Source organism: Ruthenibacterium intestinale (assembly GCF_040096265.1).
GTDB classification, from domain to species: Bacteria; Bacillota; Clostridia; order Oscillospirales; family Ruminococcaceae; genus Ruthenibacterium; species Ruthenibacterium komagatae.
In genome coordinates this window covers 70,949-86,720 of record NZ_JBBMFA010000084.1, presented here as the reverse complement: position 1 = coordinate 86,720, position 15,772 = coordinate 70,949, and the positions used below count along the sequence as shown (strand labels likewise).

The following is a 15,772-nucleotide window of genomic DNA, read 5'->3' as shown; positions in this document are numbered from 1 at the left end:
CCGGCAGAGAACGAAAATAGTATACCCCAAACCGCCGAAAAATGCAATTTTTCAGGGGCGCCGGGCACGCACGCAGCGGTCCCGTCCCTCCAGATCCTGCACCAGTTTCACGTTCGCATAGCCTGCCTGCCGGCAGATTTCGGCCACCGCCTGCCCCTGCCGCCATCCAATTTCGAACACAAGTTCTCCGCCGGGAGAAAGCTTTGAAAAATAGGCCGGTGCAATGTGCCGGTAAAAGGCCAGGCCGTTTTCCGGTGCTTCCAGAGCCATGCGCGGCTCAAAATCAAGTTCCGGGGCGAGCGTTTCCATCTCCGAAGCGGTAATGTAGGGCGGGTTGGACACGATCACGTCAAAACTTTCGTCCCGCACGGCTTCCTGCCAGCAGAACACGTCAGCCTGAACCACCGCCAAAGGAGAGCCGCAGCGCCGATTGTTCTCCTGAAGGTAGGCCAGTGCCTGCGGCGAGAGTTCCACCGCCGTGACCTGCGCCCCCGGCACATGACGCGCCACGCCCAGCGCAATGGCGCCGCTGCCGCTGCACAAATCGGCCACGCGGGGCGCTTCAAACGCACCGGCCGCTTCCATGGCCTGCTGTGCCACCAGTTCTGTATCCGCCCGCGGGATCAATACGCCCGGGCCTACCGTCAATGTCAGATCCAGAAAATCCCATTCACCCAACAGATACTGAAGCGGCTCTCTGGCACAGCGGCGGTCAACCAGCTTCTCCAGCGCCGTCAGCTGTTCCGACGTCACTTCCGCCTCGCTTCGCCCGTCAAAACCGGTGACAAAACGCACCAGCTGAACCGCGTCAAAATCAGCGTCCTCCACGCCCGCTGCCCGCATACGCTGCGCCGCGGCGCGCCAGGCCTCGCGTGCGGTCACCACTTGCCCTCGTCCGGGTCTTCCGGCAAAACCGGCAGAACTGCCGCAATGGCACACTCGATCATGCTGTCGTCCGGCTCGTTGGTGGTGATGTGCTGCAGCCACAAACCCGGCGCACTCACCGCACGGGTAAGTGCATTGTCGTGCCGGCCGCAGAACTTGATGATCTCATAACCTACGCCCATGACCACCGGCAGCAAAAGCAGCTTCAATACAATGCGCAGCAGCGTATTGGTACTGGTGATCAGCGCACCCACCAGAATGCTCAGCAAAACCACGATCAGCAAAAAGCTGGTGCCGCAGCGCGGATGGAACCGGGAGCACGGACGCACGTTTTCCACCGTCAGCTCCAGCCCGGCTTCATAACAGGCAATGGTTTTGTGTTCCGCCCCGTGATAGGCGAACATACGCTGGATGTCCTTCATGCGGCTGACCAGCGCCATGTAGCCCACCAGCATAACGATTTTCAGAACGCCTTCAATGAGCGCGCGCCAGAGCCCCAGCTCCACGAAACGTCCCAGCAAGCCGGTCATCGCCGTGGGAATGACCAGAAACAGCACCAGCGCCAGTGCACCGCCGGCCACTGCGGCCAGCGCCATTACAAAATTGCCCGCCTTCTCGCCGAATGTATCGTTGATCCATTTGTCAAACTTGCTCTCTTCCTGCTCAAAGGCCTCTTCCCCCATGGAGACTTCCGCGCTCTTCATCAGGCAGTGATAGCCGGTGACCAGACTGTCTACAAACGAACACACGCCGCGCACCAGTGGCCATTTCTGCCACGAATGGGTCGTAAGTTCTTTGGTTTCGATGTACATTTCTCCGTCGGGCTGACGCACTGCCATGGCCATTTTTTTCGGGCCGCGCATCATGACCCCCTCAATGAGCGCCTGACCGCCCACACTGGTTTTAAATTTTTCTTTGGGTGTTTGTTGTTTCAAATTGAAGTTCCTTTCCCTTCCTCTGTTTCTTTTTCCCTGTGATAGATTGGCAGGCGAAGTGTTACGGTCGTGCCGTGGCCCACTTCGCTTTGAATGTCCAGCGCGCCGCCATGGGCCTGCATGATCTCATCCACCACTGCCAGACCGATGCCGGAACCGCGCACAGCCCCCTTGCCCTTGTAAAACTTGATGCGCACATTTTCCAGATCTTCCGGCGAGATACCCGGGCCCCGGTCCGTGATGCTCACATAGGCGTTGCTGGCGTCGGTCAGCAGTTCGATGGTGATGACACCGCCCTTGGGAGAATACTTGATGGCATTGTCCAATACGTTGACGAACACCTGGCGAAGCCGCGCCGGGTCACCTGATACCGGCACCGGCTGGGCCGGTTCTTCCCAGACAAGGCGCAACCCTTCCAGCTCGACCCGCCGCTCCACCATGATGGCCGCATCGGTGAGTTCCGCCGCCAGATCCAGCAGCTGCGGCTTCAACGTCAGGCCGTTCTGCATACGGGAAAAGTCCAGCAGCTCTTCCACCATGGCGTACAGCCGGTCTGTCTCCTCCGCGATGACCTGCACACCGCGCTTGTAAACCGGATCTTTGGGATCCTCCACCGCGGCAATGGTCTCCACCCATCCTTTGATGGACGTCAGCGGCGTGCGAAGTTCATGCGAGACCGAAGAAATGAAATCGTTTTTCATGCGCTCGGTCTTGTCCAGCTCACCTGCCATATGGTTGATGGCCGCGGACAATTTGCCGATTTCGTCGTCGGATTTCTGCTCCAGGCGAATGGACAGATCGCCCAAAGCAATTTTTGCAGCAGTGGCCTCGATTTCATTCAGCGGACGCACGATGCTTCGAATGAAGAACATGCCGGACCACACACTGAACAGAATGATGGCCGTGACCAGTGCCAGACTGATCACCACCATTGTTTCAATGCTGCGGTCCACCAGCGCCAGACTGGTGACCAGCCGGATCGCCAGCAGATCTCCGGACGGGTACGGCAGCAAAGCTGTCATGGCCATCACTTTTTCGCCCATTTCGCTTTGATAAACCGAATACCCCGTGCCGTCTTCACTGGACAGCGCTTTCACCAGATCGTTGCCTGCAACCGTTTCCCTGGAAAAGCCTGTGGTGGAAACGGCAACGCGGCCGCTGTTGTCCACCAGCATCAGTTCAAATTTATCTTTTTCGGAGAACTGCTCCACCATGCGGCGAAGCACATTTTCGCGGCTTTCGCCCGTCTGGCTGCCCGAAGCGGACAGCTGCGTTAAAATTGTGCTGCTGCGCGAAGAAAGCGCGCGGCGCGCGCCTTCGTAATAATTGGAGATGGAAAAATAGAGAAACACAGCCTCTGCCATCAAAAGTACCACAATGGTGATGAGAAGGCTGCCGCGCACCCAGCGCTTTGTGATGCTGTTCAACTCCGGGCTGCCTCCTTCTTTGTTCTTTGCTTCAGCTGTTCCAGCGGTAACCGTACCCCCACACCGTCATGATGTGCTTGGGAGCCGACGGCTCGTCCTCGATTTTCATGCGCAAACGCCGGATGTTCACGTCCACGATCTTCACATCGCCAAAATAATTTTCGCCCCACACGCCTTCCAGGATTTTCTCCCGGACCAGCGCCACACCAGGATTGGCGAAGAACAATTCCATGATTTGAAATTCCACCTGTGTCAAATCAATGGGCTGCCCGTTCTTGTACAAAACACGGCTTTTCTGGTCCAGTACGAATACGCCGGATACCATGCGGCCGTCGTCTTCGGCCTGCTCTTCAGGCGCGTTGTGCGTCACCCGGCGCACCAGAGCGTCCACTCGGGCCAAAAACTCGCTGATGCTGAAAGGCTTTGTCATATAATCGTCCGCGCCGATGGAAAGGCCGCGGATCTTATCGGTTTCCTGGCTTTTTGCACTGAGCATGATGATTCCCACCGTGGCGGAATCCCGGCGAATGTTTTCGCACAGAGAAAAACCGTTCATGCCCGGCAGCATAATGTCCAGCACCGCCACATCAAAGGGTTTGCACTCCTTGAACACCGTCAGCGCTTCTTCCGCGCTGGCCGCTTCGTACACCTCATATCCCGCCATCCGCAGATTCAGGCCGACGACCTCGCGGATTGCTTCTTCGTCTTCCACTACCAGTATTTTTCTCATACCGTTTCGCCTTCCTCTTCATTCAATCACACACACGCCCCGCTGAATCGTGCGGGCGTCCTGCGCAGAACAATCATCGCCGAAATAAAGCATCACGTACTGATCACCGACCCGCGCCCCCTGGACATAGGCATCGGTCAGAGCGCTGGGACTCTCCACCACCCGCACGCTCACCAGCAGCTGCTGCGTCTCTTTGCTGATCACGTTCCACGCATCATCCGTGGCATTGCTGATGGAAACATCCACCGTATCTTTCCAGGTGTCCGGCAGGCGCACAAAATAGCTGTATTCTGAATCGTAAACGCCATACTGAAGCGCCGGCTCCATGGCCAGATAGTTGTTCCACTGCACGTAATACAGCTGACTGACCAGCTGTTCCGTGGCAGCGCTGCCCAGCACCTGCGGCACCAGAACCAAGCCGTTGTTGCCCAGGTCCGTCGAGTTCAAAGACGCCATATACCGAACGGACTGGCGCGGTATATCATCGGTTGTATCGCTGGCGCATTCCACCAGCCCCTTGCCCATCACACGCCAGACCTGGCTGGCATGTGCACCGGAAGAAAACGTTCCATCCACCACCAGGCCGCGCACTTTTCCGTAAATGGAAAGCATCAGCCCGGTGCAGGCGGTGAACCGCTCGTCCATCTGCGCCGTATGCCATGTTTCCAGCTGGCCGCTGCTGACGCCAATCAGTTGAACTCCCAGAGCTCCGGATTCGGCCACAGTGGGGACCAAAACCAGTTCCGGAACACCGCTGCCTGTAAAATCCGCAATGACATAAGAGTCATACGCCTGGGTATACATGGTGCTTACCGTCTGGCCGTCGTAGGAGTAAACAGCCAGGTACTTGTCCGCCAGGTTGGAGTTGGCATATCCCACTGCGAACTGCACGCCTGTTTCCAAAAAAGAGACACGCTCCACGCTTGCCACTTCACTGGACAGGCCGCTGACCTGCTGGGTGACCACCCACTCGCCATCCTGCTGTTCCAGCAGGGCAAAATCCACATTCTGGCTTTTATTTTTCAGCGTATAAAACACCAGTGCCTCGGTTTCACCGTCGCCATCGAAATCATCCAAAAGCAGAGGCGCCATTTCGTCGCCGCCGCGGGGATATTTCAGCTGAAGGGTGTCGCCCATGGTGGCGGTGAGCGCCTTCTGTACGGCGCTTTGCTGCTGCGTGGCCTGAGGCGCGCGCAGCATTTCTTCCACGTCGTCTCCGGGCGGGAAGCCCCCACACCCGGTCAGAAGCGCCATTGCCGACACCAGAGCGGCCAGCCGCTTCCAAACAGCCATCGCGGCCCCTCCTTTTCTGAGTATGGAATTATGAAAAAATAATTACAATTAGTATACCACACACCGTGTTTTTAAACAAGATGAATGCCAATGCTCATGACCAAAATCCCCACGCACAGGCCGGCTGCCGCGCCGCCATGCCGCGAGGCGGAAAACCCCTGCGGGATCAATTCGCTGACGGAGACGTACAGCATCACACCGGCGATCAGTGCAATCAGACCATTCAGAAACAAGGGCGACAAAAAGCCCCGCAGAAGGGAGAAGGCCAGCACCGCCCCCGCCGGTTCCGCCAGCCCGGACGCCAGCGCATACCACACGCCCCGCGCTCTGCTGCCGGTTGCATAGTAAACGGGAACCGAGATGGCAAATCCCTCCGGGATATTGTGCAATGCAACTGCCGCAGCCAATGTGAGCCCCAGCGAAGGGTCCGCATAACTGGTGAACAGCGTGAGAATGCCCTCCGGAAGATTGTGCATAACGATCGCCGCCGTCGTCACCATGGCACTGCGCAAAGCGCCGGCCGGCACACCGTCCCTCCCGGTTGCCATCTCACTCTCCGACGGAATGCAGCGTTCCAGCAGCATCGCCGCCACCATTCCCATCAGGCACAGACTGGTCGAGCACAGCGCCGCAGTGGTGACCGGCATGGTCTGACAATACGTTTCCACCGTATGAGGCAGCATATCCGACAGAGAGACCGTCATCATCACACCCGCGGCAAACCCCATGGAAAAAGACATCATTCTTTCGCCCGGACGGCGAAAGAATAAAACAGCCAGACCGCCGATTCCTGTGGACAGGCCCGCCAGACCGCTGATCAGCAAAGCAAACAGCATTTCCATTCCCTCCTCGGAAAATAGATATGCCGCTGTCCGGCCGGGTTATGAAAAAGGGCGCGCCGGGCGGGCTTTCAACCCGTCCGGCGCGCCGAACCATGCTTATTCGGGAGCTTTCATACTTTCCACCATGCTGATGGACCGCAATTTGCGGTGCATCACCAGGTTTACCAAACAGCTGAATACCATGGTCAGCAGCGCACTGTAAACGTAGCTCATGGTCTTGATGGTGCGGCCGAACATGACCGCGTCCACCTCAGCGGTTCGGATGACGAACATGTGCAGGAAAATGCCCAGCACAAGCCCTACCAGAGTGCCGATGATGCTCAGCGCGATGGACTCGCGGTAAACATAGGCCGAAACCTCTTTGTCGTAGAAGCCCAGCACCTTGATGGTGGCGATCTCCTTAACGCGTTCCGTAATGTTGATGTTGGTCAGGTTGTACAAAACCACAAAGGCAAGCACGCCCGCCGACACGATCAGTACCACTACAATGGTATCGATCTTTTCCAGCATATTGGAGAACGTCTCCTTCAAGTCTTCGGTGAAGCTGACGGAAGAAACACCATCCACGCTCAAAAGAGCCTCGCTCAGCGCGTCCCGGCCTTCCTGGCTGGCATCGGCCGAACGCGCATAAACCGTGTTGAATTCCGGTTCCTGGCCAAAGCCGTCCCGATAGGTGTTGGCGGTCATATACACGTAGTTCTCCACGTAGTTTTCCACTACGCCGCTGACGGTAAAGCTGCCCTTTTGTCCGTCGCTGTTTTCCAGTTCCACCGTGTCGCCCACATCCACGTTCATCCGCTGAGACATTTTCTCGGTGATAACCACCTCGCCGTCGGCAGGCACATCCACGGGTTCACCGCTCTTGCGGGTGTGCAGATCGACAAAGTTCGGCAAATCTTCCATGGTCTGGGGCACCAGCAGATACGTTGTAAAGCTGTCGGAACCCATGGAATTGGTGCTTTGCTCCTGATGAATGGGCAGGTAATCTTCCACCAGTTCCGAATCGTTTAGAATGTCCTGCATCTCTGCTTCGTTCAGCGAGCTTTCGTTTTTCAGCGAAATGGACACATCGTAGGTGAACACCTCGCCGAACTGTTTATAGACGATGTCGCTGATGGAATCATGCAGGCCGAAGCCCGTCACCAGAAGAGCCGTGCAACCCGCAATGCCCACCACGGTCATGAAAAACCGCTTTTTGTAGCGGAACAGATTGCGCGCCGTCACTTTGTAAGTGAATTTCATTCGTTTCCACACGAAGGTCACACGCTCTAAAAGAATGCGTTTTCCCGCTTTGGGTGCCTTGGGCAGCATCAGCTGTGCCGGTGTTTCCTTCAGGGTGGCCCATCCGGCGTTCAACGTGGCCAGCAGCGTACAGGCAATGGCTGCCACAGACGAGATGACGGCGTATTTCACATTGAATTGACAATACAAATCCGGCAGGTTATACATCATGGAATAAGCGTTCCAGATCACCGTGGGGAACAGCCGGAAGCCCACTGTCAGGCCCACAATGCAGCCCACGATCGATGCGGTCATCGCATACAGAACGTATTTGAGCATGATGGCGCGCTTGGTATATCCCAAGGCTTTCATCGTGCCGATCTCCAGCCGCTCTTCCTCCACCATACGGGTCATGGTGGTCAGTGCCACCAGTGCGGCCACCAGGAAGAAGAATACCGGGAACACTTTGGCGATGGCGTCCACCTTCTGCACGTTGGACTCAAAGGAAGCAAAGCTGACGTTTTCATTGCGCGTGAGCACATACCACTCCGGCATTTCGATTTCGTCAATCTCCGCCTGGGCATCGTTCAGTTCCTGCTCGGCATCGGCCAGTTCCTCTTCCGCATCCTGCTTCTTTTCCGCGTACTCGGCCTCACCCTCTTCCAGTTCCTGCCGGGCGTCTTCCAGCTCGGCAACCCCTGTTCGATATTCTTCCCAGGCCTCATCCAGCTGCCGGCGTGCCTCATCAAATTCCTTCTGGGCCAGACCCGGAGCAGCCTGCAAATCAGCTTCGCCGGCCGCGATCTGTGCCTGCGCGCTGTCAATCTGGGCTTTCGCCTGCGCAAGCTGCGCCTTACCTGCCTCCAGCTGCGCTTCACCGTCCGTCAGCTTCTGTTCTTCCTGCTCCAGCAGTTCACGGGCTGCCTCCAGCTGCGGACGCCCCGTGGTTACTTTTTCGGACGTCTCTTCATACAGCTTTTGGGCGCTGTCCGCTTTTGCTCTTGCTGTGGCAGCAGCCTCGTCCAAACCGTCCAGCCGCGCCTGCTCATCGGACAGCTGCTGCGAAGCCGTTTCCCAGGCGGACTTTTTCTCAGACTCTTCGTTTTGCGCCTGCTCCAGCTGCTGCTGCACCGTGCTGTAGTCCGGGTCGCTGGGGTCCATGCCCGCCAGCTGCTCTTCCAGTCCGGCGCGAACGTTCTGCGCCTCTTGGTAGGCAGCCAAAGCATCGCTTTCAGCCGTCTTCAAATCCTCAATGGGGCTGGTGTCATGCGCGTCCTGCGCAGCTTGTTCCGCAGCCTGCGCGGCACTTTCCAGCATCTGGCTCTGTTTTTCCAGCAAAGGCAGCATCTGTTCGGCCTGTTCCAGCTGTTCTTCTTTCTCCGCAAGCTGGGCCTTGCTCTCTTCCAGAAGCACCTTGCCGTCTTCCAGTTCCTGTTCCTTGGCGTCCAGCTCTGCCACGCCGGCCTCATACTGGCTGACAGCGTCCGCCAGGCTGGCCTTTGCCTGATCCAGCTTGGCCTGCGCCGCACTCAGCGTGCCCGGAAGATTTGCCTGGTTTTCTGCCAGTTCCTGCTCTCCGCTTTCAAGCTCGCTTTTGGCATCGGCCAGTTCTTTTTCACCGTCTTCCAGTTCTGCGCGCCCGTCGTCCAGCTCCTGCTGTGCATCGGCCAGCTGCTGTTCCGCATCCGCTTTTTTCTCTTCGTATTCTGCCCAGGCGTCATCCAGTTCCTGCTGCGCCTCACCGTGAATCTCATCGTACCGGATCTGGCAGCGTTCCCCGCTGATGTCTTCCAGCCGGTCCACCACCACGTCCACCACATCGTCGTATTCATCCAGCAGAGAATCTTTTTCAGCCGCACCTTCCACGGTCAGATACGCTACTGAGTAGGCATCCTGAACAAAGTTCTCACTGCCCACATACATGATGAGCGACAGCGTTCCGTTTCCCACCGAGGCAGGTTCCCGCTCCAGAGAGAAATAATAGCTGGAACGCACCACGCCCACCACTTCAAATTCCCGGCGGGCCAGCGTATCGTCCACATCTTCGTTGTCCGCCGAAACCGTCAGAACCGACCCTACGGAAACCGATTCAGAAGTGAGCGTTCCCTGCTCCACCACGCATTCGTTTGCCGCTTCGGGCAGGCGGCCTTCCACCACCTCCAGCCGGTTCAGGTAATTTTCCGGTTCTTCCTGATCCAGCTGATCCAGCTGATCCAGCGGAAGGCTGTGGATCCGTGTGACCAGACTGTCTCCGTTCGGAGTGTCCACCATCACGTCCGTGGACCAGGCCGCCATGACCTCTTCCACGCCTTCTGTGTTGCGAAGCGTTTCAATATCGTCATCCGACAGGCCTAAATCACTCATCAGGCGAATGTCGAACAGCTTCGTCTCATCAAAATATTTGTCGCCGGAATAGCGCATATCCGGTGTGGTTGCCAACAGACCGGCCAAAAAACCCACGCCCAGCGCCACAATAGCAAATATGGCCAGAAACCGGCTCATGGTCTGCCGCACAGTGCGCAGCACGACCTTGCGATATGTTCTGCGCATTTACCACTCGATCCTTTCCACGGGAATCGGCTCGGCGTTCATCTCTACGGACTGCACCATGCCGCTTTTGATCCGGATGACCCGGTCGGCCATGGCGGCCAGAGCCGAGTTGTGCGTGATGACGATCACCGTTCTGCCCATTTGGCGGCAAGTGGCCTGAAGCAGTTTCAGCACCTGCTTGCCGGTGTTGTAGTCCAGCGCGCCGGTGGGTTCATCGCACAAAAGAATTTTCGGGTTTTTGGCCAGTGCCCTTGCGATGGAAACACGCTGCTGCTCGCCGCCCGAAAGCTGTGCCGGAAAGTTGTCCATGCGGTGTTCCAGGCCCACCAGCCGCAGTGTTTCGTCCGCGGGAAGCGGGTCCTTGCAGATCTCGCTGGCCAGCTCCACATTCTCCAGCGCCGTCAGATTCTGCACCAGGTTGTAAAACTGGAACACAAATCCCACGTCGTACCGCCGGTAGGTGGTCAGCTGTTTGCTGCTGTATGCGCTGATTTCCTGGCCGTCCAGATAAATGCGGCCCTCGTCGCAGGTATCCATGCCGCCCAGCATGTTCAGAACCGTCGTTTTGCCTGCGCCGGACGGTCCCAAAATCACGCAGAATTCCCCTTTCTCAATGGTGAAACTGATATGGTCCGCCGCCGCGATCCGCGTTTCGCCCATCTGGTAATACTTGCAAACGCCATCAAACTCCACAAAATGGCCTGACATATTTCTCTCTCCTTAAAAAAACAGTACGTTAATTAATAAACGTACTGTTGATTAATCAACCGCAATTCTATTATAATGGTATCAGTGAAATGGAGCAATCGTCAAAGACAAGGTTTTTGTGGAAAAATAGACAGTAGTATGCTCTTTTGTCGATTTTCTCTGTGAAGAGTTTGTGAAGTTTTTTTGTACAGGGAGGCGACCTTTCATGCCGCAAAAAAATGACCGTCGTGTGCGCAAAACACGCAGCCTTCTGCGCCAGGCGCTGGTGCGTCTGATGAATGAAAAAAGCATTCAGGAAATTACGGTGACGCAGCTGTGCGAAGCCTGTGACATCAACCGGGGAACGTTCTATTTGCATTATACGGATGTGTACGATCTGCTGTCGCGCATCGAAGAAGAAATGCTCACCGACTTTGAAAATGTTCTTGGGAAGCTGGTGCCGGAAGAGATCGTGGGCCAGCAGTCCCCCAGCTCTGCCATGTGCCGCCTGTTTGAGTTTCTGGCAGACAATGCGGACATGTGCAAAGTGCTCTTGTGCAACAACGGCGACATGGCCTTTGTGGAAAAGGTCAAGGGAATCGTCGAAGCGCGCATTATGAACAAATGGAGCACCCAGTTCGAGCGCGCCGGCTACGCAGACAAAGAATATGTGTTTGCCTTCATTGTTTCCGGCTGCATGGGAATGCTTCAGTACTGGCTGGAAAACGACATGCCCCTGTCCCCGTTGGAAATGGCCGGGATGATGGAGAGCATTCTCGTCCGCGGCCTGACCGCCCTGCAATGACGCACTGAAAAGGGAAATCCCTTGTCAGATAAAAAAGCGGCGTCCCGAATCCGGACGCCGCTTTTTTATTTAAACTTCGAACTGAACTGTAAAAAGATCGCCTTCTCCGCTGTTTCCGTCTTCATCAGTATACTGCTCCAGATAGACGATTGCGAAAGAACTCAAATCCGCAGGCACCTCAAACACCAAATCATAGGTGGCACTCTCATCCGTTGCCAGCTCCCATTCCAGCGGCATCATTTTGTCGCTGTAGGCATCCAGGGACCAGGCAAAATCTTCCTCTCCATCGCCCCACTGCACCTGAAAATCCGAATCATACATCGGCAATGCTTCCCCAAACGTATTGTCCACGGTCACATTGCACACCAACAGCTGATACCCATCGGCCGCCGTGTAGCCTTCATATTCTCCGACACTCTCCGCGCTGTTGACCGTCCAGTCAAAAAACATATTGGACAGGGTTTCCCCCACCACGCCATCCAGCTTCTTTTCCGCCAGAGGATTGACTCCCACGCAGGCGCTCAGACAAACCAATGCCAGTACGACCGCAAACAGTTTCCAGCTTTTTTTCATACTACATTCCTCCTGCAGCAATGCTTTACTTTGCTGCTATCAGCATATCAAAAAAACTCGAAAAACGCAAGATAATAAACAAATAGTATTATTCTTACAAAATTATACAAATTTTGAGCTATTTCCCCGTTGACAATTGGAAATTCTTCGCGTATAATGCGATTGTTTGAAATTCAAACTAAAAGGAGGCAGAGCATGACATCGCAGCAGGAAATGCTAAACCGTTTTTTGGTAGACGTGTTTGGCGACATTCTCCGTCTGGAAGAGGCCAGCCTTCGCAAGCATTGTCCCAATCTGTCTGTCACCGAACTGCACGTACTGGAGGCCGTAGCCGCCTGTGCAGGCGAAAACGGCGCCGGCATGGCCGTGATTGCCTCTTCCCTGGGCGTGACGGCGGGTACTGCAACGGTGTCTGTAAAAACACTGGAGCAGAAAGGCTACCTGGCGCGCACCCGTGCCATGACCGACCGGCGGCGGGTTTTTGTCACACTGACGGAAAAAGCCTATCCCGTACTGCGCCAGCACGCATTGTTTCACCAGCGCATGGTGGAACAGGTATCGAACACCCTGCCGAACGACCAATTGGACACCCTTTGTCAGGCGCTGGAAACTCTGCATAGCTATTTCCTGTCCAGCCGCTGACATCTGATCTGAAAGGAGAAGCTGTTTATGATTCGCATTTTGACTGATTCCACTGCTGATTTTCCCGCAAGTGAAGCCGCCGCCCTGGGGCTGCGTGTTGTCCCCTTGCAGGTGAACTTCGGCGACGAGCATTACCGTGACGGCATTGACCTGACACCCGAAGCCTTTTTTGAAATGCTGGAACAAGCGCCCAAACTTCCCACCACAAGCCAGCCCAGCCCGGAATTGTTCCTGAACGAATTTGAGGATGCCAAGGCAGCGGGCGACGAGGTGATCTGTGTCCTTCTGGCAGGCTTTTTGTCCGGCACGGTGCAAAGTGCGCAAATTGCCAAAGCCGAAGCCGAATACGACGGCATTTACATCGTGGACAGCAAAACGGCCACCCTGGCGGAACAGCTTCTTGTGCGCCGTGCCATTCAGCGAGTCCAGCAGGGGTTCACCGCACCGGAAATCGTTGCGGACCTGGAGCAGGCCCGGGAAAACCTGCACCTCTTTGCACTGGTGGACACACTGAAATATCTTCATAAGGGCGGCCGTTTGCCCACCGCGGCTGCGATTGCCGGCGGTTTGCTGGGCATCAAACCCGTCATCGGTCTGCAGAACGAAAAGCTGGGAATGGCGGACAAAGCGCGCGGCCTGCCGGGCGCCTATGTGGCCATCTTCAAGCAGATCGACAAAGTGGGCGGCATTGACGAGGAGTGGCCCGTCTGCGTGGGCTACACCGGAAAGAAGCAAGGTGTGGAGCCCTTTATGCGCTATGTGACCAACAATCTGCATCTGCAGAAACCGCTTCTGTTCCCCATCGGTCCGGTCATCGGCACCCACGCCGGTCCCGGCGCCTGCGGCATTGCGTTTTTTGCTCATCCGGAACAGTAAATCAAAAAACGGGAGAGGCTCTCGCCTCTCCCGTTTTTTTACTTATTTCTTGATCTTCGTCAACAGGCTGTTGATGTATCCCTTTGCATTGGCAGGCACTTTGTTGCCCATCAGAGTGAGAATGTTCTCCAGAGTCATGCCCTTGATCATTCCCATCATGTTTTTCATGCTCTTGCCCATTCCGCTGCCGGCGCCCAGTTTCTCAAAGAGCTCCATCAGAACCTTGGCACCTTCCTCATTGGCCATAATGGTACCCAGCTTCTCTTTGATGGACAGGTAGCCTTCCGGGAACTCCATCTTCACTTCGTTGCCCAGCTCGTCGAACCAGTTGCCCGCTTCGGTCTCCTCCTGCGGCAGGACATAGCTCTCATTGGGTTTGTCCACACCGTTCAGAGAAATGGTGTCATCCGGTGCACCGGCGGCCTTGGCCGTCACCGTGTTGGCACCGTTCTGCAGCGCGACCTCATGGAACACGCACATGTGGTCCACCGCCTGCTGCGTGCCGACCTCAGCGCCATTCACAAACAGGGTGACCTCCGGGCAGTTGGTGTACACGATCACGTCGCGCTGGCCCGGCGCACGGTCCACAAAGCGGGAACCGCACACATGCACCATGGGCTCTGTGGTCCAGTATGCCTTGTAAATGAAGAACGCGTCTTTCTTGATCTTGCGGTCGTAAGTGACCAGACCTTTGTTGTTCCGGCCTTTGCAGCCGCCCTCATCACGGGCATCCGCCGCAAAGTCGAACATATTCCAAACGTGCGTGCTCCACAAATACGGACGGGTGGCAAAGGTCTTCAGCATTTCGTGATGATAATATGCCTGATACTCCTCGGTATAATCGTGGCTCTCCGGCTTGGCAGTATGCCAGGTCAGAATGGCCTCGGCGCCGTACTCGGAAACGCCCACGGGACGGTCCGGATTCTTTCTGTGGAACTCATCCAGCCAGGGGCCATTTTCGGATACATCGCCCACATACCAGCCGAAATAGTGGTTGTAGCTCTGCACATCGGTGATGTACACATGCTCGGAGTCCATCGGCACCATGGAAACCTGCGCCATCGTGGTCAGGCGGCTGGGGTCCAGCTTTTTGGCCAGCGCATTCAGCTCGCACAGGTTCTGATACAGCGCCTCGCTCTCACCGGCGATGGTGATCTCGTTGGAGATGCCCCAGAAGAAAATGGAAGGATGGTTGTAGTTCTGCGAAATCAGCTCCGTCATCTGGCTGAGCGTATTGGCTTTGGCGTCTTCGCCTTCGCGGAACACGCTGATGAAGGGGATTTCCGCCCACAGCACCAGACCATTCTTATCGCACAGATCATAGAAAGGCTGTGCGTGCTGATAATGCGCCAGGCGAATGGTGTTGGCGCCCACTTCCTTGATCAGCGCCACATCTTCCGCGTGCTCTGCTTCGCTGATGGCCCAGCCCATGTCCAGACGGTCCTGATGACGGGCAACACCGTGCAGAGGATAGCTTTTTCCGTTCAGGAAGAAGCCGTTTTCCGGGTCCACGTGGAAGCCGCGGTAACCGTAGTTGACAACGATCTCATCGCTGACTTCGCCGTCCTTCAGCAGGCTGACATGCGCAGTATACAGATAGGGATCGGGCAGGCCGTTCCACAGATGCGGATTCTCCACATCCAGAACCACCACCGTATGCTCTTCCGCCGCCGCGGTCTCGCGGGCAACCTCATTGCCTTCGGCATCTTTCAAAACGCACTGCACCAGGCAGCCGTCTGCGTTCACGGGGAACGCGTCAATGCGGGTCTTGCCTGCTGCATGGGGCGTTACAAATACGCCGTTGGTGCCGCATTTCATCAAATCGAAGTGCGCGGGCTCTGCCTCGATAAAGCTCACGTTACGGTACAGGCCGCCGAAGAAGGTGAAGTCCGCCTGCTGCGGATACACGTCGCACTCCTCATTGGTCACGTCCACAACCAGCTCATTGCCGTCCGCCTTCAAAACGTCGGTCAGGTCAAAACGGAAGGTGGAAAAACCGCCTTTGTGGGTGCCCAGCTCTTTTCCGTTGCAGCTGACGGTGGCCACGTGGTTGGCGCCGTCAAACTGAATGTACTGGCGTTTTCCCGCGGTGGGCGCAGGCAGCTGCAGCTTATAGATTCCGTGGCCGCGCCAGTAATCGCTGCCGCCGTCCTGTCCGTCCAGATTGTTCCAGGTGTGCGGCAGGGTCACTGCAGCAAATTCCTCTCCCTGTTTTGCGAACAGGGCTTTGTTCAAAATAGTCTGTGTGCGCATAAATTTTTTCCTTTCTTTCATCGTGAAGACTCACACCGCAGAAAGCTCCGCGG

The 15,772-nt window shown here is 56.2% G+C and carries 13 protein-coding genes; 3 read left to right on the top strand and 10 right to left on the bottom strand.

Annotated features, from left to right (window positions below; genetic code table 11):
• Positions 1-51 precede the first annotated feature (51 nt).
• The 8 genes from prmC to WMO24_RS07530 form a co-directional block, all read right to left on the bottom strand.
• Positions 52-882, bottom strand: a complete 831-nt coding sequence (gene prmC, locus WMO24_RS07565; protein WP_349215766.1) for a peptide chain release factor N(5)-glutamine methyltransferase — start codon at positions 880-882, stop codon at positions 52-54.
• Complete coding sequence (locus WMO24_RS07560) at positions 879-1,820, bottom strand: DUF1385 domain-containing protein (RefSeq protein WP_407879394.1); 942 nt, start codon at positions 1,818-1,820, stop codon at positions 879-881. Before WMO24_RS07560 ends, prmC begins: the two co-directional genes overlap by 4 nt.
• A complete protein-coding gene (locus WMO24_RS07555; RefSeq protein ID WP_349215765.1) occupies positions 1,817-3,247 on the bottom strand; it encodes a sensor histidine kinase in 1,431 nt (476 codons plus the stop codon). The genes WMO24_RS07560 and WMO24_RS07555 overlap by 4 nt, the downstream gene beginning before the upstream one ends.
• Positions 3,248-3,278: 31 nt before the next feature.
• A complete protein-coding gene (locus tag WMO24_RS07550; protein WP_349215763.1) occupies positions 3,279-3,977 on the bottom strand; it encodes a response regulator transcription factor in 699 nt (232 codons plus the stop codon).
• 18 nt (positions 3,978-3,995) lie between these two features.
• Positions 3,996-5,270 carry a hypothetical protein gene (locus WMO24_RS07545; protein ID WP_349215762.1) on the bottom strand — a complete coding sequence of 425 codons (1,275 nt, stop codon included), beginning with the start codon at positions 5,268-5,270 and terminating at the stop codon, positions 3,996-3,998.
• Positions 5,271-5,341: 71 nt separating this feature from the next.
• Positions 5,342-6,106, bottom strand: coding sequence for a ZIP family metal transporter (locus WMO24_RS07540; protein WP_349215761.1), 765 nt, complete (start codon positions 6,104-6,106; stop codon positions 5,342-5,344).
• Between the two features lie 102 nt (positions 6,107-6,208).
• Positions 6,209-9,883, bottom strand: coding sequence for an FtsX-like permease family protein (locus WMO24_RS07535; protein ID WP_349215760.1), 3,675 nt, complete (start codon positions 9,881-9,883; stop codon positions 6,209-6,211).
• Positions 9,884-10,591: an ABC transporter ATP-binding protein gene (locus tag WMO24_RS07530; RefSeq protein ID WP_349215759.1), complete on the bottom strand. Its 708-nt coding sequence runs from the start codon at positions 10,589-10,591 to the stop codon at positions 9,884-9,886. It abuts the gene before it with no gap.
• Positions 10,592-10,796: 205 nt separating this feature from the next.
• Here WMO24_RS07530 and WMO24_RS07525 point away from each other — a divergent pair, with 205 nt between their 5' ends.
• Positions 10,797-11,375, top strand: a complete 579-nt coding sequence (locus WMO24_RS07525) for a TetR/AcrR family transcriptional regulator (protein ID WP_349215758.1) — start codon at positions 10,797-10,799, stop codon at positions 11,373-11,375.
• A gap of 69 nt (positions 11,376-11,444) precedes the next feature.
• On the opposite strand, the gene WMO24_RS07520 is transcribed toward WMO24_RS07525, so the two are convergent.
• Complete coding sequence (locus WMO24_RS07520; protein ID WP_349215757.1) at positions 11,445-11,948, bottom strand: DUF4352 domain-containing protein; 504 nt, start codon at positions 11,946-11,948, stop codon at positions 11,445-11,447.
• A gap of 195 nt (positions 11,949-12,143) precedes the next feature.
• Between WMO24_RS07520 and WMO24_RS07515 the strand changes: the two genes are divergently transcribed.
• Positions 12,144-12,590 carry a MarR family winged helix-turn-helix transcriptional regulator gene (locus WMO24_RS07515; protein WP_349215756.1) on the top strand — a complete coding sequence of 149 codons (447 nt, stop codon included), beginning with the start codon at positions 12,144-12,146 and terminating at the stop codon, positions 12,588-12,590.
• A 27-nt stretch (positions 12,591-12,617) separates the two neighbouring features.
• On the top strand, positions 12,618-13,466 hold the full coding sequence (locus WMO24_RS07510) for a DegV family protein (protein ID WP_349215754.1): 849 nt from the start codon (positions 12,618-12,620) through the stop codon (positions 13,464-13,466).
• A gap of 42 nt (positions 13,467-13,508) precedes the next feature.
• On the opposite strand, the gene WMO24_RS07505 is transcribed toward WMO24_RS07510, so the two are convergent.
• Positions 13,509-15,719 carry a glycoside hydrolase family 2 protein gene (locus tag WMO24_RS07505; protein WP_349215752.1) on the bottom strand — a complete coding sequence of 737 codons (2,211 nt, stop codon included), beginning with the start codon at positions 15,717-15,719 and terminating at the stop codon, positions 13,509-13,511.
• Positions 15,720-15,772 lie beyond the last annotated feature (53 nt).

What these genes read in the sequence shown, in the direction of transcription:
- WMO24_RS07515 (WP_349215756.1), top strand. Translation starts at nt 12,144, where the DNA reads ATGACATCGCAGCAGGAAATGCTAAACCGTTTTTTGGTAGACGTGTTT.
- WMO24_RS07505 (WP_349215752.1), bottom strand. Translation starts at nt 15,719, where the DNA reads ATGCGCACACAGACTATTTTGAACAAAGCCCTGTTCGCAAAACAGGGA.
- WMO24_RS07545 (WP_349215762.1), bottom strand. Translation starts at nt 5,270, where the DNA reads ATGGCTGTTTGGAAGCGGCTGGCCGCTCTGGTGTCGGCAATGGCGCTT.
- WMO24_RS07550 (WP_349215763.1), bottom strand. Translation starts at nt 3,977, where the DNA reads ATGAGAAAAATACTGGTAGTGGAAGACGAAGAAGCAATCCGCGAGGTC.
- WMO24_RS07535 (WP_349215760.1), bottom strand. Translation starts at nt 9,883, where the DNA reads ATGCGCAGAACATATCGCAAGGTCGTGCTGCGCACTGTGCGGCAGACC.
- WMO24_RS07525 (WP_349215758.1), top strand. Translation starts at nt 10,797, where the DNA reads ATGCCGCAAAAAAATGACCGTCGTGTGCGCAAAACACGCAGCCTTCTG.
- WMO24_RS07510 (WP_349215754.1), top strand. Translation starts at nt 12,618, where the DNA reads ATGATTCGCATTTTGACTGATTCCACTGCTGATTTTCCCGCAAGTGAA.
- WMO24_RS07540 (WP_349215761.1), bottom strand. Translation starts at nt 6,106, where the DNA reads ATGCTGTTTGCTTTGCTGATCAGCGGTCTGGCGGGCCTGTCCACAGGA.
- WMO24_RS07530 (WP_349215759.1), bottom strand. Translation starts at nt 10,591, where the DNA reads ATGTCAGGCCATTTTGTGGAGTTTGATGGCGTTTGCAAGTATTACCAG.
- WMO24_RS07520 (WP_349215757.1), bottom strand. Translation starts at nt 11,948, where the DNA reads ATGAAAAAAAGCTGGAAACTGTTTGCGGTCGTACTGGCATTGGTTTGT.